Consider the following 22,246-nt stretch of genomic DNA (forward strand, 5'->3'; position numbering starts at 1 on the left):
CCCTGGTGGGGTCTGGGGCGGAGCCCCAGGGACAAGGGACGGGCAGGGGCGGAGGGGGCGAAAAACCCTCCCCACCCCAACGGGGCGGCGCGTCACAACCGTGGCAGGTACAGTGCGGAGATCAGCAGATCCGTTTGGTGAGGCCCCCGCACGTGTTGACGCAGACCACCACAAGGGTCCTCGAACCGAGTGACCTGGACGCCGCGCTCGCCGTCCTCGACCGCGAGCCGGTCACGAATGCTTTCGTCGCGTCCAGAGTCCAGATCGCCGGCCTCGACCCCTGGCGCCTCGGCGGCGAGATGTGGGGCTGGTACGAGGACGGCATGCTGCGGTCCCTCTGCTACGCCGGCGCCAACCTGGTGCCGATCTGCGCAACCCCCCGAGCCGTCCGCGGCTTCGCCGACCGCGCCCGCAGGGCCGGCCGCCGCTGCTCGTCGATCGTCGGCCCCGCCGAGGCCACCGCCCAGCTGTGGCGCCTCCTCGAACCCAACTGGGGCCCCGCCCGAGACGTCCGGCCGCACCAGCCCCTGATGGTCACCGACCGGCTCCCCACCGACATCGCCCCGGATCCGTACGTCCGCCGCATCCGCAAGGACGAGATGGAGACGATCATGCCGGCGTGCGTGGCGATGTTCACCGAGGAGGTCGGGGTCTCGCCGCTCGCCGGTGACGGCGGCCTGCTCTACCAGGCCCGCGTGGCCGAACTCGTCGGCTCCGGCCGCTCGTTCGCCCGCCTCGACCGAAACGGCAAGGTCGTCTTCAAGGCCGAGATCGGCGCCGCCACGACACGGGCATGCCAGATCCAGGGAGTCTGGGTCGCCCCCGAGTACCGGGGACAGGGCCTCGCGGCCCCGGGCATGGCAGCGGTCCTGCGCTACGCCCTCGCGGACGTCGCCCCGGTCGTCAGCCTGTACGTCAACGACTTCAACACGGCGGCGCGGCGCACCTACCAGAGGGTGGGCTTCACGGAAGTCGGCGCATTCATGAGCGTCCTTTTCTAGTCCCGGTTCCAGCCCGGTTCCAGCCCGGCCTTCTTGCCGGCCGTCCGGTTCCGGACGCGTGCCGGAGGGCAGTTCTGAGCCCCGGACGTGACCTGTAGTCTCCCCGACATGCTGCGCTTTCCCGGTCAGGGCCCCCACAACCCCGACGACGTGGTCATCGGCCCGCTGGATCTCACCGCGCGCGTGGACGAGGCGCTCGCCGTGCAGGCCCTCGCCTTCGGGCTCGGCGCCGACGAGATCGCCGTACGACGCCAGATCGTGCTGCGGCACCTGAGCTGTCCGGGAGCCCGCGCGCTCGGCGCGACCACCGTCGACGGGCGGCTCGTCGGCTTCGTCTACGGCATGCCGAACGACCGTACGCACTGGTGGTCCACCGTCGTCGATCCGTATCTGCGCGGCCAGGGCCAGGACGGCTGGCTCGACGACTCCTTCGTGATCACCGAACTGCATGTGCACCCGCACTTCCAGAACCGGGGTGTCGGTCGCGCGCTGATCACCACCATCACGGACGCCGCCGCCGAACCCCGCTCGATCCTCTCCGCCATCGACACGGACAGCCCGGCCCGAGGCCTGTACCACTCACTGGGCTACGAGGATCTGGCCAGGCAGGTTCTGTTTCCCAGCGCGCCGAAGCCGTACGCGGTGATGGGCGCCCCGCTGCCGCTCCGGCGCCGCTGACGGGGAAACGGATTTCCGGGGACGGCGGGCCCCCGGCTAACCTCCTTGCCATCACCCTTGAGCAGCAGGAGTCAACGATCATGGCCCAGGTCCAGCGCATGTCCCGTTTGATGGTCAAGACACTGCGTGACGACCCGGCGGACGCCGAGACGCTCAGCCACAAGCTGCTCGTCCGCGCCGGCTATGTGCGCCGTACCTCCGCCGGCATCTGGTCCTGGCTGCCGCTGGGCAAGAAGGTTCTCGACAACGTCTCCCGGGTCGTCCGGGAGGAGATGGACGCCATCGGCGCGCAGGAGGTCCTCCTCCCCGCCCTGCTGCCCAAGGAGCCGTACGAGGCCTCCGGGCGCTGGCAGGAGTACGGCGACCTGCTCTTCCGTCTCAAGGACCGCAAGGGCGCCGAGTATCTGCTCGGCCCCACCCACGAGGAGATCTTCACCCTGCTCGTGAAGGACCAGGCGTCCTCGTACAAGGACCTGCCGGTCATGCTCTACCAGATCCAGACGAAGTACCGGGACGAGGCCCGCCCGCGCTCCGGTGTGCTGCGCGGCCGCGAGTTCCAGATGAAGGACTCGTACTCCTTCGACACCACGGACGAGGGCCTCGCGGAGTCGTACGCACTCCACCGCGCCGCCTACCAGAAGATCTTCGAGCGCCTGGGCCTGGACTACCGCATCGTGTCGGCCGTCTCCGGCGCGATGGGCGGCTCGGCCTCGGAGGAGTTCCTCGCACCCGCCGCCGCCGGCGAGGACACCTTCGCGGACTGCCCGGCCTGCGACTACGCGGCCAACACCGAGGCGGTCACCTTCGCGCTGGCGCCCGTGGCCGGCGAGCACGGCCCGGTCGAGGAGCTGGACACCCCCGACACCCCGACCATCGAGACCCTCGCCGGGCTCCTCGGCGTCCCCGCCTCCGCCACCCTCAAGAACCTCCTGGTCAAGGTCGACGGGGAGATCGTCGCGGTGGGCGTCCCCGGCAACCGCGAGGTCGACCTCGGCAAGCTGGGCGAGCACCTCGCGCCCGCCGTCGTGGAACTGGTGACGGCCGAGGACTTCGAGGGCCGCGAGGATCTCGTACGCGGCTACGTGGGCCCGCAGGGTCTGGAGAAGGTCCGCTACATCGCCGACCCGCGCGTCGCCCCCGGCACCGCCTGGATCACGGGCGCGAACAAGGCCGACACCCACGCGAAGAACGTCGTCGCCGGCCGCGACTTCGAGGTGGACGACTACTTCGACGTCGTCGTGGTCGAGGAGGGCGACCCCTGCCCGTCCTGCGGCACCGGCCTCAAGCTGGACCGTGCCATCGAGATCGGCCACATCTTCCAGCTCGGCCGCAAGTACGCCGACACCTTCCAGCTCGACGTCCTCGGCCAGCAGGGCAAGCCCGTCCGCGTGACCATGGGCTCGTACGGCATCGGCGTCTCCCGCGCGGTGGCGGCCCTGGCCGAGCAGTCGGCGGACGACCAGGGGCTGTGCTGGCCCAAGGAGATCGCTCCGGCCGACGTGCATGTCGTGGCAGCGGGCAAGGCGCTTCAGACCGAGCTGGCCCTGGACGTCTCGGAGAAGCTGGCCGCGGCCGGTGTCCGCGTCCTCGTGGACGACCGCGCGGGTGTCTCGCCGGGCGTGAAGTTCACGGACGCCGAGCTCATCGGCGTACCGCAGATCCTGGTGGCCGGGCGGCGCTCGGCCGAGGGCGTCGTGGAACTCAAGGACCGCCGCACCGGCGAGCGCGAGGAACTGACGGTGGACGAGGCAATCGCTCGCCTGACGGCGTAACCCCCGATTTACCCTTCCGCGGCTCTTCGATTGCTCGAAGTCTGAAATCAAAGAAGTCTCTCAGAGACTTCTTCTCGGCCCTAGGGTCGTCTGACAGGCATCTCTCAGGCTGCTCCCCGACCGTATGACGTGACAGCGCGTCATTCGGAGGGGAGCAGCCAATGACAGGCAGCGACTGGGGAGCCGCCGAGGCGGTCCGCAGAGGGACACGGCGTACGGCGGCGGTGGCAGCGGCCGTGACACTGGCGGCGGCTGCCGGGCTGTTCGCCCTGATCGGCACCATGCACGCGGACGCGGACACGGCGGCGAGCGGGGCCACGGACTCCTCGTCGAGTTCGACGGGTTCGTCCTCGGACTCTTCGTCGTCTTCTTCTTTCTCGTCGGGCTCGAGGCTTCATGCGCCGCCCGACAATCCCACCTCCGCGGGCAGCGGCGGCTCGGCCGACTCCACCTCGGGGGCGTCATGACCGCCGCCGCCGACTGGCGTGCCCTCGGCACGAGCGTCCGCCTGGTCACCACCGACCCGGCCCTGCTGGACTCCTGCAACCTGCTGCTCGCCCGGTTTCTCGCCGAGGTCGACGCCACGTGCAGCCGTTTCCGCGAGGACTCGGAACTGGCCGCGCTCGACGGCACCGAGGGCCGCCCGGTCAAGGTCAGCCCGCTGCTCGCGGAGGCCCTGGCCGTCGCGCTGCGCGCCGCGGAGGCGACCGACGGAGCCGTCGACCCGACGCTCGGCTCGGCGATGAACGCCCTGGGCTACGACCGCGACTTCCAACTGATCCAGGACCACGGACGGCCCGTGCGGCTCACCGTGCGCCCGGCCCCCGGCCGGCGCCGGGTGACCCTGGACCGCGCGACCAACACGGTCACTGTCCCGGCAGGGATCCGCCTCGACCTCGGCGCCACGGCGAAGGCATGGGCCGCCGACAGGGCGGCGGCGATGCTCGCGGAGGCTGCCGGCTGCGGAGTCCTGGTCAGCCTCGGCGGCGACACGGCCGTCGCGGGCGAACCACCGCACGGCGGGTGGCGCATCCGCGTCCAGGACGCCACCGGTGCCGTGGCCGAGATCCCGGCGGCCGGCTCGTACGCCACGATCGGGATCCGCGGCGGCGGTCTCGCCACCTCCGGTACCACCGTGCGCCGCTGGCGCCGAGGGGTTCACCACCTCCACCACATCCTCGACCCACGCACCGGTCTGCCCGCCGAGACCCCGTGGCGCACGGTCTCCGTAGCGGCAGCGACCTGCGCCGACGCCAACGCGGCGAGCACGGCGGCCCTGGTGAAGGGCGCGGGCGCGGAGCGCTGGCTGACCCACCTGGGCCTCCCGGCGCGGCTGGTGGCGAACGACGGCACGGTGGTCACGACACCGGGCTGGCCGACGCCGACACCCCCCTCTGATCCGGGACGGGCGCTCACAGCCCGGCCGGCCTCGTTCGAGGAGGAGGTGGTGCCACCTCGATCCCCAGCTCACCCGTTGGGGCTGCACTCTTCAGCTTCGGCCAGGGAAGATCTTTCAGGCCGTCCGGCGTTCGAGGACGAGCGCGTTCGGCGTGATGCGGGGATCTGGGGGCGGAGCCCCCGGGTACATGGGACGGGCTGGGGCGGAGGGGGCGAAAAGCCCTGGACCTCAGCCACCTCCGAGGCCGCGGCATGACCGACTCCGCGATCCTCTGGTACGCCAACCGAGCCACAGGCGCGATCTGCCTGGTCCTGTTCACGATCGTCGTCCTGCTTGGCATAGCCGTACGGCTACGTGCCCGACTCCCCGGCCTCCCCCGCTTCGGCACCGTAACCCTCCACCGCACCCTCTCCCTCTCCGCCCTCGCCTTCCTGGCCCTGCACATCACAGCCGCCGTCGTGGACAGCTACGTCAACATCACCGTCGTGGACGTCCTTGTCCCCTTCGCCTCCGCCTACGAGCCCCTCTGGCTGGGCCTGGGCACGGTGGCCCTGGACCTGATCCTCGCGGTCCTGGTTACCAGCCTGCTGCGGACGAGGATCGGCCTCCGCACCTGGCGCGCCGTCCACTGGCTGGCGTACGCCTCCTGGCCGGTCGCCCTGATCCACGGCATCGGCATCGGCACGGACTCCGGCGCCACCTGGATGCTGTGGCTGACCATCTCGTGCGTGGCTGCCGCACTCACGGCCTTCGGCATCCGCGTGGCCCACGCGACCCGTGAGTCGAGGCGCACGCCGGCGGCTCTACTCCACACAGCTGAAGGCCGTACAGCCGAACTCCGTGCAGCCGAACTCCGCACAAGGGCGGGAGCCAGCTCATGACCATGACCTTCACGGACATCTACATGTCACCCCGCCTGCTCGCCCCCGGCGGCACCCCGGCCGGCCACGTCACCCACCAGCAGCGCTACGGCCCGGTGGCGTACGGCAACCCGGCGCACCTGCTGCACACGCTCGCCGAGTCCGGGCTCACCGGCCGTGGCGGCGCGGCGTTTCCGACGTACCGCAAAGTGGTGGCAGTCGCGGAGGCGAGCCGCCGCGCGGGCCGCGCCCCGGTCGTCGTGGCGAACGGCGCCGAGGGCGAACCCGCCAGCCACAAGGACAGGACGCTGCTGCGGCTCTCACCCCATCTCGTTCTGGACGGAATCCAGTTGGCGGCCGAGGCGATCGGCGCGGGGGAGGCGTACCTCGCTGTCGAGGACGGTGCGACTCCCCTGGAGAGGGCGCTCGCCGAGCGCCACGACCCGCTGCCCGTGCGCGTCGTACGAGTCCCGAAGCGCTTCCTCTCCGGCCAGTCGTCGGCCCTGGCCCAGTACCTCTCGGGGCTGGCCGCTCTGCCCCGCGACCAGCACCCCCCTGTCCGTGAGCAGGGCGTGCACAGGGCCCCGACCCTCGTCCAGAACGTCGAGACGCTGGCCCACCTCGCCCTGATCGCCCGCTACGGCGCCCACTGGTTCCGCTCGGCGGGCACGCCGGCCGAGCCGGGCAGCGCCCTGTGCACGGTGTACGCGCCGGGCCGGGAGGTACGCGTCGTGGAGGCGCCGTTCGGGATGCCGCTGCACCGACTGCTCCCGTTGGACGGTGTCGGCGCGGTGCTGACCGGGGGATACCACGGCACCTGGCTCACCGCCGCCGAGGCCGCGACCCGTACCCTGAGCGCCGCCGATCTCGGAGCGGGCGTCCTCATCGCGCTGCCCGCCGACCGCTGCGGCCTCGCCGACACCGCGCACGTGCTGCGTTACCTCGCCCTGGAATCGGCAGGTCAGTGCGGGCCTTGCCTCAACGGCCTGCCCCGAATAGCCGCCGCGTTCCAGACCCTGGCCGCACCCGGCCCGCAGGGCACCAGCCGGCCGGACATCGCCCGCTGGGCCGGGCTCGTCGAGGGCCGCGGCGCCTGCCACCACCCCGACGGCACCGTCCGCCTGGTCCGCAGCGCGTTCACGGCCTTCGCCGCCGAACTCGACGCCCACGCCACCGGCCGCTGCACCGCGACCGACCGCCGCCCGCTGCTGCGCGTCCCGGAGAACCGGAGCTGACATGGAAGCCGACATGGAAGCCGACATGGAACTCGACGTGGACTGGACCGCCTGCAAGGGCCACGGCCTCTGCGCGGAACTGCTCCCCGAGCACATCGCGCTCGACGAGTGGGGCTACCCCCTGTTCGCACCGGGCCCGCTCCCTCGCAGGACCCTGAAACGCGCCAGAAGAGCCGCGGCCGACTGCCCGGTCCTCGCCCTCAGACTCGCCCCGGCGCAAGGGAGTTAGCACCACTGGGACCCACAGCGGGACTCAGACCCCCGAGAACCACAGCGGGACTCAGACCCGCGAGAACCACAGCGGGGCTCAGACCCCTGGGACCCACAGGGGGACTCAGACCCCTGAGAACCACAAGGGGGCGGGCTCAGAGCCAGCCCGCGAACTCCAGCAGCAGCTCCGCGTCCTGCGGACGTCCGACCCGCCGCGCCCGTACCCCCGACTCGACCGCCCGGAACAGGGTCCAGCCCCGCAGCCGCTCCTGGTCCACGTCCAGTGACTCGGCGAGCCGTTTCACCCGCCGACGCGTGGTCGAGGACCCCGAGGGCGACGCGATCAGGTCCTCCACCCGGTCACGGACGAGCCGGGCCAGATCGAAGGCGCACTCGCCGACCACCGGGTCGGGACCCACGGCCAGCCACGGCACGCGCTCACCGGCGAGCACCTTGCTCTGCCGGAAGGTGCCGTGCAACAGGCGTTCTTCGGGCGGGTCCACGAGAAGCTCCTCCCGGGCCGCGAGCGCCGCGTCCACCAGGGCCACGACCTCCGCGTCTTCGCGGGCCGACGCCCGCATCGCCTCGGCCTGGCGCCCGGTCCGCTCGGCGACGGTCTCGAAGACATGCCCGGCGGGCGGCTCGACCCACAGCCGCCGCAGCGTGCCGGCCGCCTCCAGCAGGGCTTTCGGCTCGGGCAGCGAGCGCACGGACAGGTCGGGTTGCAACCGTTCCAGCAGGAGAACGCCTTGCGCGTCGCCGGGGTTGAGGAGCTGCACCGCGCCCCGGCCGTCCCATTGGGCGAGCGCGGCCCGCTCGCTCTCCGGGCGGGCCCGCTCGGGCGCCAGCTTCAGCACCGCCGGCGTACCGTCCGCCTGCCGGACCAGGACCACCAGACTGCTGCGCCCGCCGGGCGACTGCACCCGCTCCACGGTCAACTCGCGTAGATCAACCGCCTGTTGAGCCAGCACAGGAAGCTTGTCCAGCCAGTCGCCGGCTCCCTCGGCACCGCCGGCTCCATTGCGCTGCATCTCGCCGAGCGCCCGTACGAGACGTCGCGGCGGTTCGAAAGCCATGCGCGAGTGGTTCCCTTCCAGGTGGCGTTACGTCGGTGAGGGCGCCGACGTCGACTGAGTGGCCGCCCGCTCGGCGAGCCCAGGGAAGGCTACGCTCTCGCCGCTCCACCGCACCGCCCGCACCGCCGCCTCGCGCAGGGCCTCGGCGGCCGTGCTCCGCTGGTCTCCCGTGGAGGCCCGTACGAGATCGGAGTACGCGCCGGCGACCCTTTCCTCCAGCTCGGCCGCGAGACGCACGGCCGCGGCGGAGTTTTTCACCTGGAACGGCAGGGCGTACGCCGCCGCGGATGCCTCGGGCTCGCCGCTCAGGTCCCGCACGGCCCGCGCCAGCTCGTCCCGCCGCGCCCGGTGGGCGTCGTACCCCGCCCTGGCCTCGGCCCTGCGCGGCTCGTCGATCTTGCCGCCGACCACGCCGTACCCGTAGACGACCGCGTGTTCGGCACTCAGCGCGGCCTGCAGGGCCTTCAGCTCAGCCGCCTGGGCTTCCTCCGCTTCCTCGGTGTCCTCGGCCTTCTCGGTGGCCTTGGTGGCGGTCATTTTGTCCCCTCCGTCAGCAGATACACGTGCGCCGCCCCCGCCGCCGCGACCGATGCCAGCAGTCGGGCCAGCTCTCCCGGGACGTCCAGCAGGGCCTTCGCGCGCTGGTCGGCCAAGGTGCGCTCGGCCGCCGCGAGGTCGGCGAGGGCTCCCTTTTCGTCGGTCGGTACGGATGGGGAGGCGCTGGGGGACACCGAGGCGGACGGCGACACGGATGGCGAGGCGGTCGGAGATGCCGATGCCGACGCGGGCTTCCCGGTGTCGAACGCCGCCGCATGCCGTACGACCTCCGCCCGAAGCGGGCGCAGGCGCTCCGCCAGGGAAGGGTGGGCGGTGATCACGGTCGCGTACTGCTCCGCGAGGGCCTGGCTGTCGCGAGCCGCACGCGCGCGTGCCCGGTCGGCGGCCGAGGGGCTCCCGCCGGTGCTGTCGGTGGACGACTCGGGGGCGGAACAGCCCGCGAGCGCGAAGGCGCCCGCGGCCGACGCGAGCAGGGTCCTTCGGCGCGGGCCCGAACGGGTGCGCGACGGCGGGGTGAACGGCACGGGAGACGTCCTCGACAGGCTTGTACGAAAGGGAGGGCTGCACGCCCGTGATCACGGTACCCGCGCCCTGCCCGATCGCTCGCCAGCGGCTCTCCCCGGCCACGGAGTTCGGCCGGTTTGTTTCGCTCCTGCCACCCCTGCCCGTTCCTGTCACCTGGGGAGTGCCGCTCCTCCGGCCACGACACGATGGACGGCAACACCCCCGGCGACCGGATACCCTTTGACCTGACACGCGAGACCTACCCACAACAGCACACGCGGCCGAGGAGTCACCCGGATGAGCACCACCCAGAGCGAGAGGCTGCGAGAACTGCTGGAACCGCTCGTCAGCTCTCAGGGACTCGATCTCGAAGAGGTCGAGATTGACTCGGTGGGGCGCAAGCGGGTGCTGCGTGTCGTGGTCGACTCGGACACGGGTGCCGACCTGGACCAGATCGCCGATGTGAGCCGCGCGCTCTCGGCGAAGCTCGACGAGAGCGACGCGATGGGCGAGGGCGAGTACACCCTCGAGGTCGGAACCCCCGGTGCCGAGCGTGAGCTCAAGGAGCACCGTCACTACGTACGTGCCACGGACCGCCTGGTGAAGTTCCAGCTGACCGAAGCCTCCGGGGCCGGCGAGCTGATCGCCCGGATCCTGAAGGTGGACGACACGGGAGTCGACGTCGAGGTGCCCGGCGTGAAGGGGCGCAAGCCCACCGCCAAGAGGCTCGCCTTCGAGGACATCGCCAAGGCGCGCGTCCAGGTCGAGTTCAACCGCAAGAACAAGCCCGACGACCAGCACGAGCAAGACGAACAGCAGGACGAGCAGGACGTGCGTGAAGAGCACGACGCGCACGAAGAGAACGAAGAGAACGCAGAGGAGGCGTAGCCGTGGACATCGACATGAGTGCCCTGCGGGGTTTGGTACGGGAGAAGGAGATCTCCTTCGACCTGCTGGTCGAGGCGATCGAGTCGGCCCTCCTCATCGCCTACCACCGCACCGAGGGAAGCCGTCGGCACGCGCGCGTGAAGCTCGACCGGGAGACCGGTCATGTGACCGTGTGGGCGAAGGAGGACCCCGAGGACCTGGAGGAGGGGCAGGAGGCGCGCGAGTTCGACGACACCCCGTCCGGCTTCGGCCGTATCGCCGCGACCACCGCCAAACAGGTCATCCTGCAGCGCCTGCGGGACGCCGAGGACGACGCGACGCTCGGCGAGTACGCCGGCCGGGAGGGCGACATCGTCACCGGTGTCGTGCAGCAGGGCCGCGACCCCAAGAACGTCCTTGTCGACATCGGCAAGCTGGAGGCCATCCTGCCCGTGCAGGAGCAGGTCCCCGGCGAGACCTACACGCACGGCCTGCGCCTGCGCTCGTACGTCGTCCGGGTGGCGAAGGGCGTCCGCGGCCCGTCCGTGACGCTCTCCCGCACGCACCCCAACCTGGTGAAGAAGCTGTTCGCCCTCGAGGTGCCGGAGATCGCCGACGGGTCCGTCGAGATCGCCGCCATCGCGCGCGAGGCGGGCCACCGTACGAAGATCGCCGTCCGCTCCACCCGGTCCGGGCTCAACCCCAAGGGCGCCTGCATCGGCCCGATGGGCAGCCGGGTGCGCAACGTGATGGCCGAGCTGAACGGCGAGAAGATCGACATCGTCGACTGGGCGGACGACCCGGCCGAGATGGTGGCTAACGCGCTGTCCCCCGCCCGCGTCTCCAAGGTCGAGGTCGTCGACCTCGCGGCCCGCTCCGCGCGCGTGACCGTCCCCGACTACCAGCTGTCGCTGGCGATCGGCAAGGAAGGGCAGAACGCCCGGCTCGCCGCCCGTCTCACGGGCTGGCGGATCGACATCCGCCCGGACACCGAACAGCCCGCCGAGCAGCGCGGGGAATAGACCCGGGAACAGGCCGGGGAAAAGATCCAAGCCGCAGGTGGCTCAGATCACGACAACAACCGTTCGGTTCTCGCCCCAAAGGGGTGAGGTCGGTACGGGGAGGTAGACTGAAGAGTGTCTGGCCGGACGCGAGCCCGCGCATGCCCTGAACGCACCTGTGTGGGGTGCCGGGAGCGAGCGGCCAAGAAGGATCTGCTGCGCATCGTGGCGGTCGAGGGTGAATGTGTCCCCGATCATCGCGGTACGCTGCCCGGCCGGGGTGCGTATGTACACCCCGCCCTGGTCTGTTTCGACCTGGCGGTCCGCCGCCGGGCGTTCCCACGGGCGCTGCGCGTCCCGGGACCGCTCGACAGCAAGGCGTTGCGCCACTACGTCGAGCAGGTAACACCGTAAGACGTGTCGCACGGAACCCCCGTGCGGCCCTGGTACCCCGCGAGTTGGAAGTAGGTCGAGATTGCGATGAGCACTCGATGAGCACGCGATGAGTACGCCCATGAAGTAGCGACGGTCCGGACGCAACCCGGACCTAAAAGGAGCGAAGTGGCTAAGGTCCGGGTATACGAACTCGCCAAGGAGTTCGGGGTTGAGAGCAAGGTCGTCATGGCCAAGCTCCAGGAACTCGGTGAGTTCGTCCGTTCAGCGTCCTCGACGATCGAGGCGCCCGTAGTACGCAAACTGACAGATGCCCTCCAGCAGGGCAACGGCGGCGGCAAGCCGGCGCCGCGCAAGGCCGCGCCCGCCAAGCCTGGTGCGCCTTCTCCCGCGCAGGCCGCCCGTCCGGCAGCCCCGCGCCCGCCGGCCCCCAAGCCGGCCGTGGCCGAGACGCCCGCGGAGGCCGCTCCGGTCACCCCGGTCATTCCGTCCACTCCGGCCTCGGGCCCGCGTCCGGGTCCCAAGCCCGCGCCGAAGCCCGCTCCGGCGGCTCCGGCTCCGGTCGCCGCCGAGTTCACGGCGCCCCCGTCGGCTCCCGCGGCTCCGGCCGCCGGCGCCGCTCGTCCGGCTGCCGCCCGTCCCGGCGCTCCGAAGCCTGCCGGTGCCCGTCCGGCCGGTCCCGGCCAGGGTGGCCAGGGTCGTGGCGACCGTCCCGAGCGGACGGACCGTCCCGAGCGTGGCGACCGCCCCGACCGTCAGGGCGCACCGCGTCCGGGTGGCCAGGGCGCGCGTCCCGGTGCTCGTCCGGCCGGTCCGCGTCCGGGCAACAACCCGTTCACCTCTGGTGGCTCCACCGGTATGGCGCGCCCCCAGGCGCCCCGTCCGGGTGGTGCCCCGCGCCCGGGTGGCGCAGGCGCCCCCGGCGCTCCGCGTCCGCAGGGCGCGGGTCAGGACCGTGGCGACCGTGGTCCCCGTCCGCAGGGCGGTCCCGGCGGCGCTCCGCGTCCGCAGGGCGGTCCGGGCGGTGCCCGTCCGACCCCGGGCGGCATGCCTCGTCCGCAGGGTGGCGCTCCGCGTCCCGGTGGCGGCCCCGGTGGTAACCGTCCGAACCCCGGCATGATGCCGCAGCGTCCCGCTGCGGGCAGCCCGCGTCCGGGCGGCGGTGGCCCCGGTGGCGGCCGTGGTCCCGGTGCCGGCGGCGGTCGACCCGGCGGTGCCGGTGGCGGTCGTCCCGGTGGCGGCGGTGGCGGTTTCGCCGGTCGTCCGGCTGGTCCCGGTGGCGGCGGTGGCGGTTTCGCCGGTCGTCCCGGTGGTCCCGGTGGCGGCGGCGGTGGCTTCGCCGGTCGTCCCGGTGGTCCCGGTGGCGGTGGCGGCGGTCGTCCCGGCTTCGGTGGTCGTCCGGGTGGTCCCGGTGGCCGTGGTGGCACACAGGGCGCCTTCGGTCGTCCCGGTGGTCCCGCGCGTCGTGGTCGCAAGTCGAAGCGGCAGAGGCGCCAGGAGTACGAGGCCATGCAGGCCCCGTCGGTCGGCGGCGTCATGCTGCCTCGCGGCAACGGACAGTCCGTCCGCCTGTCGCGCGGTGCCTCGCTCACCGACTTCGCCGAGAAGATCGGCGCCAACCCGGCGTCGCTCGTCGGCGTGATGATGAACCTCGGCGAGATGGTCACTGCCACGCAGTCCGTCTCCGACGAGACGCTGAAGCTCCTCGCGGACGAGATGAACTTCGTCCTCGAGATCGTCAGCCCCGAGGAGGAGGACCGCGAGCTGCTCGAGTCCTTCGACATCGAGTTCGGCGAGGACGAGGGTGGCGAGGAGTTCCTCGTCGCGCGTCCGCCGGTCGTGACCGTCATGGGTCACGTCGACCACGGTAAGACCCGACTCCTCGACACCATCCGCAAGACGAACGTCGTCGCGGGCGAGGCCGGCGGTATCACGCAGCACATCGGCGCGTACCAGGTGGCGACCGAGGTCAACGGTGAAGAGCGCAGGATCACCTTCATCGACACCCCGGGCCACGAGGCGTTCACCGCCATGCGTGCCCGTGGCGCCAAGTCGACCGACATCGCGATCCTCGTGGTGGCGGCCAACGACGGTGTGATGCCCCAGACGATCGAGGCGTTGAACCACGCCAAGGCGGCCGACGTGCCGATCGTGGTCGCGGTCAACAAGATCGACGTCGAGGGCGCCGACCCGACCAAGGTGCGCGGTCAGCTCACCGAGTTCGGTCTGGTGGCCGAGGAGTACGGCGGCGACACGATGTTCGTCGACATCTCCGCCAAGCAGGGCCTCAACATCGAGGCTCTCCTGGAGGCCGTGGTCCTCACCGCGGACGCCTCGCTCGACCTGCGGGCCAACCCGGAGCAGGACGCGCAGGGTATTGCGATCGAGTCCCACCTGGACAAGGGCCGCGGCGCCGTCGCGACCGTCCTGGTCCAGCGAGGCACCCTGCGGGTCGGCGACACCATGGTGGTCGGCGACGCGTACGGCCGTGTCCGAGCGATGCTCGACGACAAGGGCGACAACGTGGAAGAGGCGGGTCCCTCGACCCCGGTCCTCGTCCTCGGTCTCACCAACGTCCCGGGCGCCGGCGACAACTTCCTGGTTGTCGACGAGGACCGTACGGCGCGTCAGATCGCCGAGAAGCGCGCGGCGCGTGAGCGCAACGCCAACTTCGCCCGCCGGGGTGTCCGGTTCTCCCTGGAGAACCTGGACGAGGCCCTCAAGGCCGGTCTGGTGCAGGAACTCAACCTCATCATCAAGGGCGACGCGTCCGGTTCGGTGGAGGCTCTCGAGTCCTCGCTGCTCCAGCTCGACGTCGGCGAAGAGGTCGAGATCCGTGTCCTGCACCGCGGTGTGGGTGCGGTCACCGAGTCGGACATCAACCTGGCGACCGGCTCCGACGCCATCGTCATCGGCTTCAACGTCCGCGCCGCGGGCCGCGCGGCTCAGATGGCGGAGCGCGAGGGCGTCGACGTCCGGTACTACTCGGTGATCTACCAGGCCATCGAGGAGATCGAGGCGGCCCTCAAGGGCATGCTCAAGCCGGAGTACGAGGAGGTCGAGCTCGGCACGGCGGAGATCCGCGAGGTCTTCAAGTCGTCCAAGCTGGGCAACATCGCCGGTGTCCTGGTCCGTTCGGGAGAGGTCAAGCGCAACACCAAGGCGCGCCTCATCCGCGACGGCAAGGTCATCGCGGAGAGCCTCAACATCTCCGGGCTGCGTCGCTTCAAGGACGACGTCACCGAGATCCGCGAAGGCTTCGAGGGCGGTATCAACCTCGGAAACTTCAACGACATCAAGGTCGACGACGTCATCGCGACGTACGAGATGCGCGAGAAGCCGCGCTCGTAAAGCGGTTGTGTGAGCTGGCCGGCGGTGACTTGTCACCGCCGGCCAGCTCGCCGCTTTTGAGGGGCGCGGGGAACTGCGCGACAAGCCCCCACCGGCCGTCAGCCGAAGAACAACCGAGGGGGTCTGGGGCGCAGCCCCAGGAGAATGGGACGGGTAGGGGCGGCGGGGGCGAAAAACCCCGTCGAGCGAGCCGGAGCTTCGTTGTACGGTTCTGATGTCCCTGCCAAGCGCATTGGCAGGCCATCTATCCCGTACCGGCGGGACATCCGGCTACACATGTATGTGGGGACGCTGTCCTTCGATCTGCTCCTCGGCGATGTCCACTCGCTCAAGGAGAAACGCGCTCTCGTCCGGCCGATCGTCGCCGAACTTCAGCGGAAGTACCCGGTGAGCGTGGCGGAGACGGGAAACCAGGACCTGCACCGCAGGGCCGAGATCGGCCTCGCGGTGGTCTCCGGAGACACCGCGCACCTCACCGACGTACTGGACCGGTGTGAACGGCTCGTCGCGGCACGACCGGAGGTGGACCTGCTGTCGGTACGGCGCAGACTCCACACGGACGACGACTGACGACAGCGACGGCGTCTGACGAAACAGACGACGACTCACAACAGCGGCCGCGTCTGACGAAGACTGACGGAACAAGCAAGGCGAAGAAGGAGACGGACCAGTGGCCGACAACGCGCGGGCTAAGAGGCTGGCGGACCTCATCCGAGAGGTGGTGGCCCAGAAGCTGCAGCGCGGGATCAAGGACCCGCGGCTCGGCACCCACGTCACCATCACGGACACCCGGGTCACGGGTGACCTGCGGGAGGCGACCGTCTTCTACACGGTGTACGGGGACGACCAGGCACGGGCGGAGGCCGCCGCGGGCCTGGAGAGCGCCAAGGGCGTGCTCCGTTCCGCGGTCGGCGCGGCGGCGGGCGTGAAGTTCACGCCGACGCTGGCCTTCGTCGCGGACGCCCTGCCGGACACCGCCAAGACCATCGAGGACCTGCTCGACAAGGCGCGGGCCTCGGACGAGAAGGTGCGCGAGGTCTCCTCCGGCGCGAAGTACGCCGGTGACGCGGACCCGTACAAGAAGCCGGAGTCCGACGAAGAGCCGGACGACGCCGATGAGACGGACGACGCCACCGGATGACCGAGAAGCACCGGACGCCCGACGGACTTGTCATTGTCGACAAGCCGTCGGGCTTCACTTCGCACGACGTGGTCGCCAAGATGCGCGGGATCGCCAAGACCCGCCGTGTCGGTCACGCAGGCACCCTCGACCCCATGGCGACGGGCGTACTCGTCCTCGGCGTCGAAAGGGCCACCAAGCTCCTGGGACACCTCGCGCTCACCGAGAAGGAGTACCTGGGGACCGTCCGGCTCGGGCAGAACACCCTGACGGACGACGCCGAGGGTGACATCACCTCGTCCACGGACGCGTCCGGCATCAAGCGGGACGCCGTCGACGCCGGCATCGCCAAGCTGACCGGCGACATCATGCAGGTGCCCTCCAAGGTCAGCGCCATCAAGATCAACGGAGTGCGCTCGTACAAGCGGGCGCGCGACGGCGAGGACTTCGAGATCCCGGCCCGCCCGGTGCGGATCTCGTCGTTCGCGGTGTACGACGTCCGTGACGCAGTCGCCGAGGACGGCACACCGGTGCTCGACCTGGTGGTGTCGGTCGTCTGCTCGTCCGGGACCTACATCCGGGCACTGGCCCGTGACCTGGGCGCGGACCTGGGCGTCGGCGGTCACCTCACCGCGCTGCGCCGCACCCGAGTCGGCCCGTACAAGCTCGACTCCGCGCGCACCCTCGACCAGCTCCAGCAGGAACTGACCGTGATGCCGGTCGCGGACGCCGCCGCGGCCGCGTTCCCGCGCTGGAACGTGGACGACGCACGGGCGAAGCTGCTCCTCAACGGCGTACGCCTGGAGATGCCCGAGGAGTACGCGGGGCGGGGAGCTGTCGCGGTCTTCGACCCGGCGGGGCGGTTCCTGGCACTGGTGGAGGACCAGAAGGGCAAGGCGAAGAGCCTGGCGGTGTTCGGCTGACGCCGACAGTCCCGCATCGCTCTGTCGAGCCCGCCCGTGGAGCGGCGGTCACGGGGTCTCGTGCCCGCCGCTCCACGGTCCCCCTTCGGTTCCCCCAACCAAGGGTCTATCCATCCGCCCTCGCCTCTTCACTCCATCGGGCAGGCGCTCGGAGTGAAGCAGGGGGGCGGAAGGGGGCGCGTTCGACAGGCGATCTGTCCCGCTGATCACCCCGCGCCTACCGTCGAAAGCAGGAGCGCGGCGGGGAGGTTCGAGCATGGCGGGACGGGGCCCGCGGACCGGGGGCCGGCACGTACCGGTCGACAGCAGAAAAGTACTCGACGGCCGACAGACAGCGGATGATCTCCGCGCGGGGCGGGCGGATGCCCGGGCGACGCGGGCGGATGGTCGTGCGGCGGGCACCGACGGTCGCGGGGGGCGGGCCGACGGTCGTGCGGCGGGCACCGACGGTCGCGCGGCGCGGGCCGACGGTCGGGCTGCAACGGCCGACACCTCTCAGACACCTGACGACAGCCGGGAGACTCCCGGCGAAGTCCTCGTCCGCGTCTGCGACCTGGCGGGGCGACCGCGCGGCACGGGCTTCGTCGCCGATCACCACGGCACGGTCGTCACCAGTCACGAAGCGGTCGACGGACTGACCCGCCTCGTCCTGCACACCCCCGGCGGCCGCACCTGTGTGGTCAGCGAGGACGCCGTCACGCCCCTACCGGACGCCGATCTGGCTCTCGTACGCACCGAAGGCCTCGGCGTGGACCCGCTCCCCGTCACCGTGCGGAGCCGCGTCGAGGCCGGCACGTACGTCCGGATCGCCGCGGGCGGCTGGCGCGAGGCCCGGGTGCTCGGCGCGTCCGCTGTCACCTACACGGCGACCGATCGTTTCCATCTCCTGGGCGACGCACTGGAGTTGGCGATCGGCACGGCAGGCGCCGATGCGTTGCGGCTGGGCGGCGGAGCCGCCGGAGGGCCGGTCCTGGACGCCTCGACCGGGGCGGTCGTGGCGGTCCTCGGCACCGCGCTGCACGCCGGGCACAGTGTGGCGGGCTTCGCCGTCCCGCTGCGGGGGCCGGACGCCGAAGGACCGCTCGCCGCGCTGCTCGCCCGCAACGCGACGACGGTGCCCGCGTACGGGGCTGATCTGAACCCGGCGGGGGTCCTGGAGCTGACGGCGACATCCGTGGGCTCGGACGGCCCGGGGACTTCTGTGGGCTCGGACGGCGGTGACTCCGGCCCTGTCGAACGGGCCGATGTCGTCAGGGAGTTCGAGGCCTTCGCGGACAGCCCGGCCGTCGTGCTCGGGCTCGTCGGCCCGCCCGGCAGCGGTCGCACGACGGAACTGGCGGCCCTCGCCGCGCGGCGTACCCGAGGCGCGGAGCCGGCGCCCACCTTGTGGCTGCGAGGCGCCGACCTCCTCGACACGGACCTCTCGGTGGCGGACGCGGCGGCACGGGCGCTGGAGCGGGCGGGGCGGATCGTGGCGGCCTCGCGGGAGGGCCCGCACTCCGGGAGTTCTGCGGCCTCGGACGTGCTGCCGCCCGAGGTGTACGACGGTGAGCTGGGCGATATCGGGCCGGAGCGGCTGGCCCGGGTGGCGCGGGACGCGGGGCGGCCGTTGCTGCTGCTCCTCGACGGTCCCGAGGAGATGCCGCCCGCCCTCGCCCACCGGATGCCCGAGTGGACGGAGGGCACCGCGGACTGGCTGCGGGAGAACGGGGCACGGCTCGTGGTCGCGTGCCGGGCGGAGTACTGGGAGCAGGTGGGGGCGGAGTTCCCGGGGGAGTTGCTGCACCGGACCGTCGGTCCTTCCGTCCTTGCCGGTCCCGCTGTGCATGAGGCCGGGCGGTTCCCCGGCTGTGTGTGGCTGGGGGACCTGACCGAGGGCGAGGCGCTACGGGCCCGTGCTCGCGCCGGGATCCCCGAGGGTGTGCTCGCGGCGGCCGACGCACGGCATCCGCTGACCCTGCGGCTGCTGTCCGAGGTGCGGGCCGCGCTGCCGGACTCGCCTGCCGCGCCGCTCGACCGGGACGAGGTGTTCGCCGCGTACCTGGACCTCATGTGCCTGCGCGTCGCGGTCCGGCTCGCGGCGGCGAACGGGCTGCGAGGTACGGCTGTACGGCGGCTCGCCGCCCAGGTGTCCGGCCGGGTGCACGAGGCCGCGCGGCGCTGTCTGGGGCCTGGGCAGGGAGAGTTGGACCGCGCCTCCTTCGAAGGCGTCTTCCCCTGGGGACCCGTTCCCGGCCGCCGCCTCGGCGCCACCATCGGCTGGGCCTCCGCCGTCCTCAGCGAGGGCCTCCTCGTCCCCGCGGGCAATGGCTACCGTTTCGCCCACGAGGAACTCGCCGACTGGATCCAGGGCACCCACCTCGACCTGGACACCGCCCTGCACGCGCTGGTGCACCGGGGGCGCGCCGACACGGCCCGGTCGCGGAAGCCGGCGAACACTGCCGACAGGGCTTCAGAGCAGCCAGCCTCAGCGCGTGTCGCGTCCGCGCCGGCCGGGAGGGGCGCGGTGCCGTCGTGGGCGGCCAAGGCCTCCTCCCCGCCCCGCGCACTCCCCGTCCCCCGCCACCGCATCGGCCCGGTCGTCCAGGCCCTGCTCCTGCTTGCCCGCCAGCAGGGCCCCGCCGCACTTGCCCTCCGGCTGGAAGAGCTGGTCCACGCCCTGGACGACCTCCTGCCGGCGAGGACGGCACCGCTCGGCGACTCCGCCTGGTGGGCCACGCACCTCTGTGCCGACGTCCTGCTGCGGCTGCCCGACGCCCGCCCGTACACCGGGGTGCTGCGGCTGCTTGCCGAGCGGATCGTGCATTGGCGGGAGCAAGGGCGTGGCGTGCCGGGGGAGTTCGGGCCGGCGTTCTGGGAGACGGTGCCGCTCCCGGAGGCGGAACGGTTCGAGCTGCTGAGATGCCTTGTGGTTGCCGACGAGGCGCCGCACCCCGCGAGCCAGGAGGGCGAACCCCGTTACCTGGACGCCGTTGCCCGCCTCCTCACGAGCGACCCCACCGCCGTACAACCGCATCTCACTCCCTGGTTCCACGACGACCGCCTCCTTCCCGCGACCCCGCACGCGACCGTGGCCACGGCGGCACAGGCCTTGCTGTACGCGTACCGGAGCCGGGCGCTGGACGATCTCGCGGAGGTGCTCGTCGCGGTCGCGCACCGGCGTGGCGACGAGCTGCTCGCCGTACTCGCCGAGGAGGAACCGTCGGCGGTGTGCCGGGCGGTGGACCGGTGGGCGCATGACGAGCGCCCCGCACGGCGGGTGGCGGCCGTGGCGTACGGGCTGCGGGCCGCACCGCATGTGCGCACCGAGGCCGACCGCGCGCTGCTGCGTTACGCGGCGCTCGCGCTGTTGGCCCGCCCCGCCGACTGCACCCTGCACGGCGGAGCGCTAGGCCTCCTCGTGCAGGATCCGTGGACCCGGGCCCGCTACCTGCCACAGGCGCTGGAGCGGTTCATCGCGGGCGACCCGCAGCTGCCCGCGAGCGCGCTGGTGGCCGCCCTCACGACCCACTCCGACCCTGTGCTCGCCGCTTTCCGTACCCGGCTGCGGCAATCGGGCGCGGGCCCGGACACGGACGAGATGCTGCGCACCCTGGCCGACGTCACCACGCCCGCCCTGGCCCGCCGGGTAGCCGCCCTCGTACGGGAGGTGGCCGAGCTGTGCCCGGCGGCCGCCGCGCATGCGGCCGCGTACGTCGACCGGCACCTCGATCACGGTCCGGAGGCGCGCGCGGTGCTCTTTCCGCTGGTCACCGGCTTGGTAACCGGCTGCCCCGTACCGGTACGGTCGGCGCTCGCGACCGTGCTCGCCGCGTCGGGCGGCCCAGGCTCCCGCCCGCTGCGGCGCGAGCTGCTCGACCTGCTCCTCGCGCACGAGCGGGACCCGGCCGTTCTCGACGCCCTGCTGCGGGCCGCCGCGGCCGGCGCGGCCCGCGGGGGAGAGGAACGCGCCCGTGAGCTGGTACACCGCACGGGCCTCCTCCTGGTCCGCACTCCGGCCGGCGCGACCGGCTTCGACCGCGGCCTCGTCGACCTGGCCCGCACCGTCCCAGGCTTCGCCGCCCTGGTGGCCCGCTGGCTGACCGGCGCCCCCGAGGAATGGGCCGGCGTGGTCGGCCCGAGCACCCGCCGCATGATCGAGAACCTGGCCGGAGTGCGGGTCTCCGCCTGACCCGCGCGCGGCGGTGCGGGATGCGTCACAGCCTGATGCCGATGCGAACTGGGCGCACCCGGCATGGCACTCTTAGAGCTGCGAATGAGGCAATCACGGACGCAGGTTCGACGAGTTTGCGACAAGGAGCAGACACAGTGCAGCGCTGGCGTGGCTTGGAGGACATCCCCGAGGACTGGGGGCGCAGCGTGGTCACCATCGGTTCCTACGACGGGGTGCACCGCGGACACCAGCTGATCATCCGGCATGCCGTGGACCACGCCCGTGACCTGGGCGTTCCCTCCGTCGTCGTCACCTTCGACCCGCACCCCAGCGAGGTCGTGCGGCCCGGCAGCCATCCTCCGCTGCTCGCCCCGCACCACCGCCGCGCCGAACTGATGGCCGAGTTGGGCGTGGACGCCCTTCTCATCCTTCCGTTCACCAAGGAGTTCTCGAAGCTGTCGCCCGCCGACTTCGTGGCGAAGGTTCTCGTCGACAAGCTGCACGCGAAGGCGGTCGTGGAAGGTCCCAACTTCCGCTTCGGCCACAAGGCCGCCGGAAATGTCGACTTCCTGCGTGAGCAGGGCGAGACCTACGACTTCGAGGTCGAGGTCGTCGACCTGTACGTGACCGGTGAGGCGGGTGGCGGCGAGCCCTTCTCCTCGACCCTCACCCGGCGGCTCGTCGCCGAGGGCGATGTCGAGGGCGCGCGCGAGATCCTCGGGCGCCCGCACCGCGTCGAGGGCATCGTCGTACGCGGCGCCCAGCGCGGCCGTGAGCTCGGCTTCCCGACGGCGAACGTCGAGACCCTCCCGCACACCGCCATTCCCGCCGACGGTGTCTACGCGGGCTGGCTGCACGTCGCGGGCGAGGCGATGCCCGCCGCGATCTCCGTCGGCACGAACCCCCAGTTCGACGGCACCGAGCGCACCGTCGAGGCGTACGCCATCGACCGCGTGGGCCTCGACCTGTACGGCCTGCACGTCGCCGTCGACTTCCTCGCCTTCGTGCGCGGCCAGGCCAGGTTCGACTCCATCGAGTCGCTGCTGGTGGCCATCCGGGACGACGTGAAGCGGTCACGGGAACTGATCGAGGCGTACGAGGGGGAGTAGTTCTTCGTCGTACGTGAAGGTGTGCGGGAAGTCGTA

General features: G+C 71.8%; 20 protein-coding genes. 17 read left to right on the forward strand and 3 right to left on the reverse strand.

What is annotated here, in order from left to right:
• Positions 1 to 152 precede the first annotated feature (152 nt).
• From ACFYPC_RS29140 to ACFYPC_RS29175, 8 genes are all read left to right on the forward strand, one after another.
• Positions 153 to 1,001, forward strand: coding sequence for a GNAT family N-acetyltransferase (locus tag ACFYPC_RS29140; RefSeq protein WP_388682110.1), 849 nt, complete (start codon positions 153 to 155; stop codon positions 999 to 1,001).
• Between the two features lie 108 nt (positions 1,002 to 1,109).
• Positions 1,110 to 1,679: a GNAT family N-acetyltransferase gene (locus ACFYPC_RS29145; protein ID WP_388682114.1), complete on the forward strand. Its 570-nt coding sequence runs from the start codon at positions 1,110 to 1,112 to the stop codon at positions 1,677 to 1,679.
• A gap of 80 nt (positions 1,680 to 1,759) precedes the next feature.
• On the forward strand, positions 1,760 to 3,451 hold the full coding sequence (locus tag ACFYPC_RS29150; protein ID WP_388682117.1) for a proline--tRNA ligase: 1,692 nt from the start codon (positions 1,760 to 1,762) through the stop codon (positions 3,449 to 3,451).
• Between the two features lie 161 nt (positions 3,452 to 3,612).
• Complete coding sequence (locus ACFYPC_RS29155; RefSeq protein ID WP_388682120.1) at positions 3,613 to 3,918, forward strand: hypothetical protein; 306 nt, start codon at positions 3,613 to 3,615, stop codon at positions 3,916 to 3,918.
• A complete protein-coding gene (locus ACFYPC_RS29160; protein ID WP_388682123.1) occupies positions 3,915 to 5,105 on the forward strand; it encodes an FAD:protein FMN transferase in 1,191 nt (396 codons plus the stop codon). The genes ACFYPC_RS29155 and ACFYPC_RS29160 overlap by 4 nt, the downstream gene beginning before the upstream one ends.
• Entirely contained in the window at positions 5,102 to 5,731 is a 630-nt protein-coding gene (locus ACFYPC_RS29165) for a ferric reductase-like transmembrane domain-containing protein (RefSeq protein WP_388682126.1), read from the forward strand. The genes ACFYPC_RS29160 and ACFYPC_RS29165 overlap by 4 nt, the downstream gene beginning before the upstream one ends.
• Positions 5,728 to 6,945, forward strand: coding sequence for an NADH-ubiquinone oxidoreductase-F iron-sulfur binding region domain-containing protein (locus ACFYPC_RS29170; protein WP_388682129.1), 1,218 nt, complete (start codon positions 5,728 to 5,730; stop codon positions 6,943 to 6,945). Before ACFYPC_RS29165 ends, ACFYPC_RS29170 begins: the two co-directional genes overlap by 4 nt.
• 1 nt (position 6,946) lies before the next feature.
• The gene (locus tag ACFYPC_RS29175) at positions 6,947 to 7,174 is read left to right on the forward strand and encodes a ferredoxin (RefSeq protein ID WP_388682132.1); all 228 of its coding nucleotides are present in this window, start codon (positions 6,947 to 6,949) and stop codon (positions 7,172 to 7,174) included.
• Between the two features lie 136 nt (positions 7,175 to 7,310).
• Here ACFYPC_RS29175 and ACFYPC_RS29180 read toward each other — a convergent pair whose 3' ends face one another.
• From ACFYPC_RS29180 to ACFYPC_RS29190, 3 genes are read right to left on the reverse strand one after another with little or no spacing between them, the layout of a single operon-like run.
• Positions 7,311 to 8,231: an aminoglycoside phosphotransferase family protein gene (locus ACFYPC_RS29180; RefSeq protein WP_388682135.1), complete on the reverse strand. Its 921-nt coding sequence runs from the start codon at positions 8,229 to 8,231 to the stop codon at positions 7,311 to 7,313.
• A 27-nt stretch (positions 8,232 to 8,258) separates the two neighbouring features.
• Positions 8,259 to 8,768, reverse strand: a complete 510-nt coding sequence (locus tag ACFYPC_RS29185; protein WP_388682138.1) for a ferritin-like domain-containing protein — start codon at positions 8,766 to 8,768, stop codon at positions 8,259 to 8,261.
• The gene (locus ACFYPC_RS29190; RefSeq protein WP_388682141.1) at positions 8,765 to 9,313 is read right to left on the reverse strand and encodes a hypothetical protein; all 549 of its coding nucleotides are present in this window, start codon (positions 9,311 to 9,313) and stop codon (positions 8,765 to 8,767) included. Before ACFYPC_RS29190 ends, ACFYPC_RS29185 begins: the two co-directional genes overlap by 4 nt.
• Positions 9,314 to 9,590: 277 nt before the next feature.
• Here ACFYPC_RS29190 and rimP point away from each other — a divergent pair, with 277 nt between their 5' ends.
• From rimP to ACFYPC_RS29235, 9 genes are all read left to right on the forward strand, one after another.
• On the forward strand, positions 9,591 to 10,181 hold the full coding sequence (gene rimP, locus ACFYPC_RS29195) for a ribosome maturation factor RimP (RefSeq protein ID WP_388682144.1): 591 nt from the start codon (positions 9,591 to 9,593) through the stop codon (positions 10,179 to 10,181).
• A gap of 2 nt (positions 10,182 to 10,183) precedes the next feature.
• Positions 10,184 to 11,182 carry a transcription termination factor NusA gene (gene nusA, locus ACFYPC_RS29200; protein ID WP_365428567.1) on the forward strand — a complete coding sequence of 333 codons (999 nt, stop codon included), beginning with the start codon at positions 10,184 to 10,186 and terminating at the stop codon, positions 11,180 to 11,182.
• 114 nt (positions 11,183 to 11,296) lie between these two features.
• Positions 11,297 to 11,575: a YlxR family protein gene (locus ACFYPC_RS29205; RefSeq protein ID WP_385731165.1), complete on the forward strand. Its 279-nt coding sequence runs from the start codon at positions 11,297 to 11,299 to the stop codon at positions 11,573 to 11,575.
• Between the two features lie 147 nt (positions 11,576 to 11,722).
• The gene (infB, locus tag ACFYPC_RS29210) at positions 11,723 to 14,905 is read left to right on the forward strand and encodes a translation initiation factor IF-2 (protein WP_388682147.1); all 3,183 of its coding nucleotides are present in this window, start codon (positions 11,723 to 11,725) and stop codon (positions 14,903 to 14,905) included.
• 276 nt (positions 14,906 to 15,181) lie between these two features.
• Positions 15,182 to 15,475: a DUF503 domain-containing protein gene (locus tag ACFYPC_RS29215; RefSeq protein ID WP_388682150.1), complete on the forward strand. Its 294-nt coding sequence runs from the start codon at positions 15,182 to 15,184 to the stop codon at positions 15,473 to 15,475.
• Between the two features lie 100 nt (positions 15,476 to 15,575).
• Positions 15,576 to 16,046: a 30S ribosome-binding factor RbfA gene (gene rbfA, locus ACFYPC_RS29220; protein ID WP_388682153.1), complete on the forward strand. Its 471-nt coding sequence runs from the start codon at positions 15,576 to 15,578 to the stop codon at positions 16,044 to 16,046.
• A complete protein-coding gene (gene truB, locus ACFYPC_RS29225) occupies positions 16,043 to 16,948 on the forward strand; it encodes a tRNA pseudouridine(55) synthase TruB (RefSeq protein ID WP_388682157.1) in 906 nt (301 codons plus the stop codon). The genes rbfA and truB overlap by 4 nt, the downstream gene beginning before the upstream one ends.
• A gap of 256 nt (positions 16,949 to 17,204) precedes the next feature.
• Complete coding sequence (locus tag ACFYPC_RS29230; RefSeq protein WP_388682160.1) at positions 17,205 to 21,119, forward strand: trypsin-like peptidase domain-containing protein; 3,915 nt, start codon at positions 17,205 to 17,207, stop codon at positions 21,117 to 21,119.
• Positions 21,120 to 21,256: 137 nt separating this feature from the next.
• Entirely contained in the window at positions 21,257 to 22,210 is a 954-nt protein-coding gene (locus ACFYPC_RS29235) for a bifunctional riboflavin kinase/FAD synthetase (RefSeq protein WP_388682163.1), read from the forward strand.
• Positions 22,211 to 22,246 lie beyond the last annotated feature (36 nt).

Origin of the sequence: Streptomyces sp. NPDC005808 (assembly GCF_042871385.1) — a bacterium.
Taxonomy (GTDB): Bacteria; Actinomycetota; Actinomycetes; order Streptomycetales; family Streptomycetaceae; genus Streptomyces.

Bases quoted from the DNA above. Each gene is read 5' to 3' on its own strand.
- ACFYPC_RS29145 (WP_388682114.1), top strand. From the start codon at position 1,110: ATGCTGCGCTTTCCCGGTCAGGGCCCCCACAACCCCGACGACGTGGTC.
- ACFYPC_RS29150 (WP_388682117.1), top strand. From the start codon at position 1,760: ATGGCCCAGGTCCAGCGCATGTCCCGTTTGATGGTCAAGACACTGCGT.
- ACFYPC_RS29155 (WP_388682120.1), top strand. From the start codon at position 3,613: ATGACAGGCAGCGACTGGGGAGCCGCCGAGGCGGTCCGCAGAGGGACA.
- ACFYPC_RS29160 (WP_388682123.1), top strand. From the start codon at position 3,915: ATGACCGCCGCCGCCGACTGGCGTGCCCTCGGCACGAGCGTCCGCCTG.
- ACFYPC_RS29165 (WP_388682126.1), top strand. From the start codon at position 5,102: ATGACCGACTCCGCGATCCTCTGGTACGCCAACCGAGCCACAGGCGCG.
- ACFYPC_RS29170 (WP_388682129.1), top strand. From the start codon at position 5,728: ATGACCATGACCTTCACGGACATCTACATGTCACCCCGCCTGCTCGCC.
- ACFYPC_RS29175 (WP_388682132.1), top strand. From the start codon at position 6,947: ATGGAAGCCGACATGGAAGCCGACATGGAACTCGACGTGGACTGGACC.
- ACFYPC_RS29180 (WP_388682135.1), bottom strand. From the start codon at position 8,231: ATGGCTTTCGAACCGCCGCGACGTCTCGTACGGGCGCTCGGCGAGATG.
- ACFYPC_RS29185 (WP_388682138.1), bottom strand. From the start codon at position 8,768: ATGACCGCCACCAAGGCCACCGAGAAGGCCGAGGACACCGAGGAAGCG.
- rimP (WP_388682144.1), top strand. From the start codon at position 9,591: ATGAGCACCACCCAGAGCGAGAGGCTGCGAGAACTGCTGGAACCGCTC.
- ACFYPC_RS29215 (WP_388682150.1), top strand. From the start codon at position 15,182: ATGTATGTGGGGACGCTGTCCTTCGATCTGCTCCTCGGCGATGTCCAC.
- truB (WP_388682157.1), top strand. From the start codon at position 16,043: ATGACCGAGAAGCACCGGACGCCCGACGGACTTGTCATTGTCGACAAG.
- ACFYPC_RS29230 (WP_388682160.1), top strand. From the start codon at position 17,205: ATGGCGGGACGGGGCCCGCGGACCGGGGGCCGGCACGTACCGGTCGAC.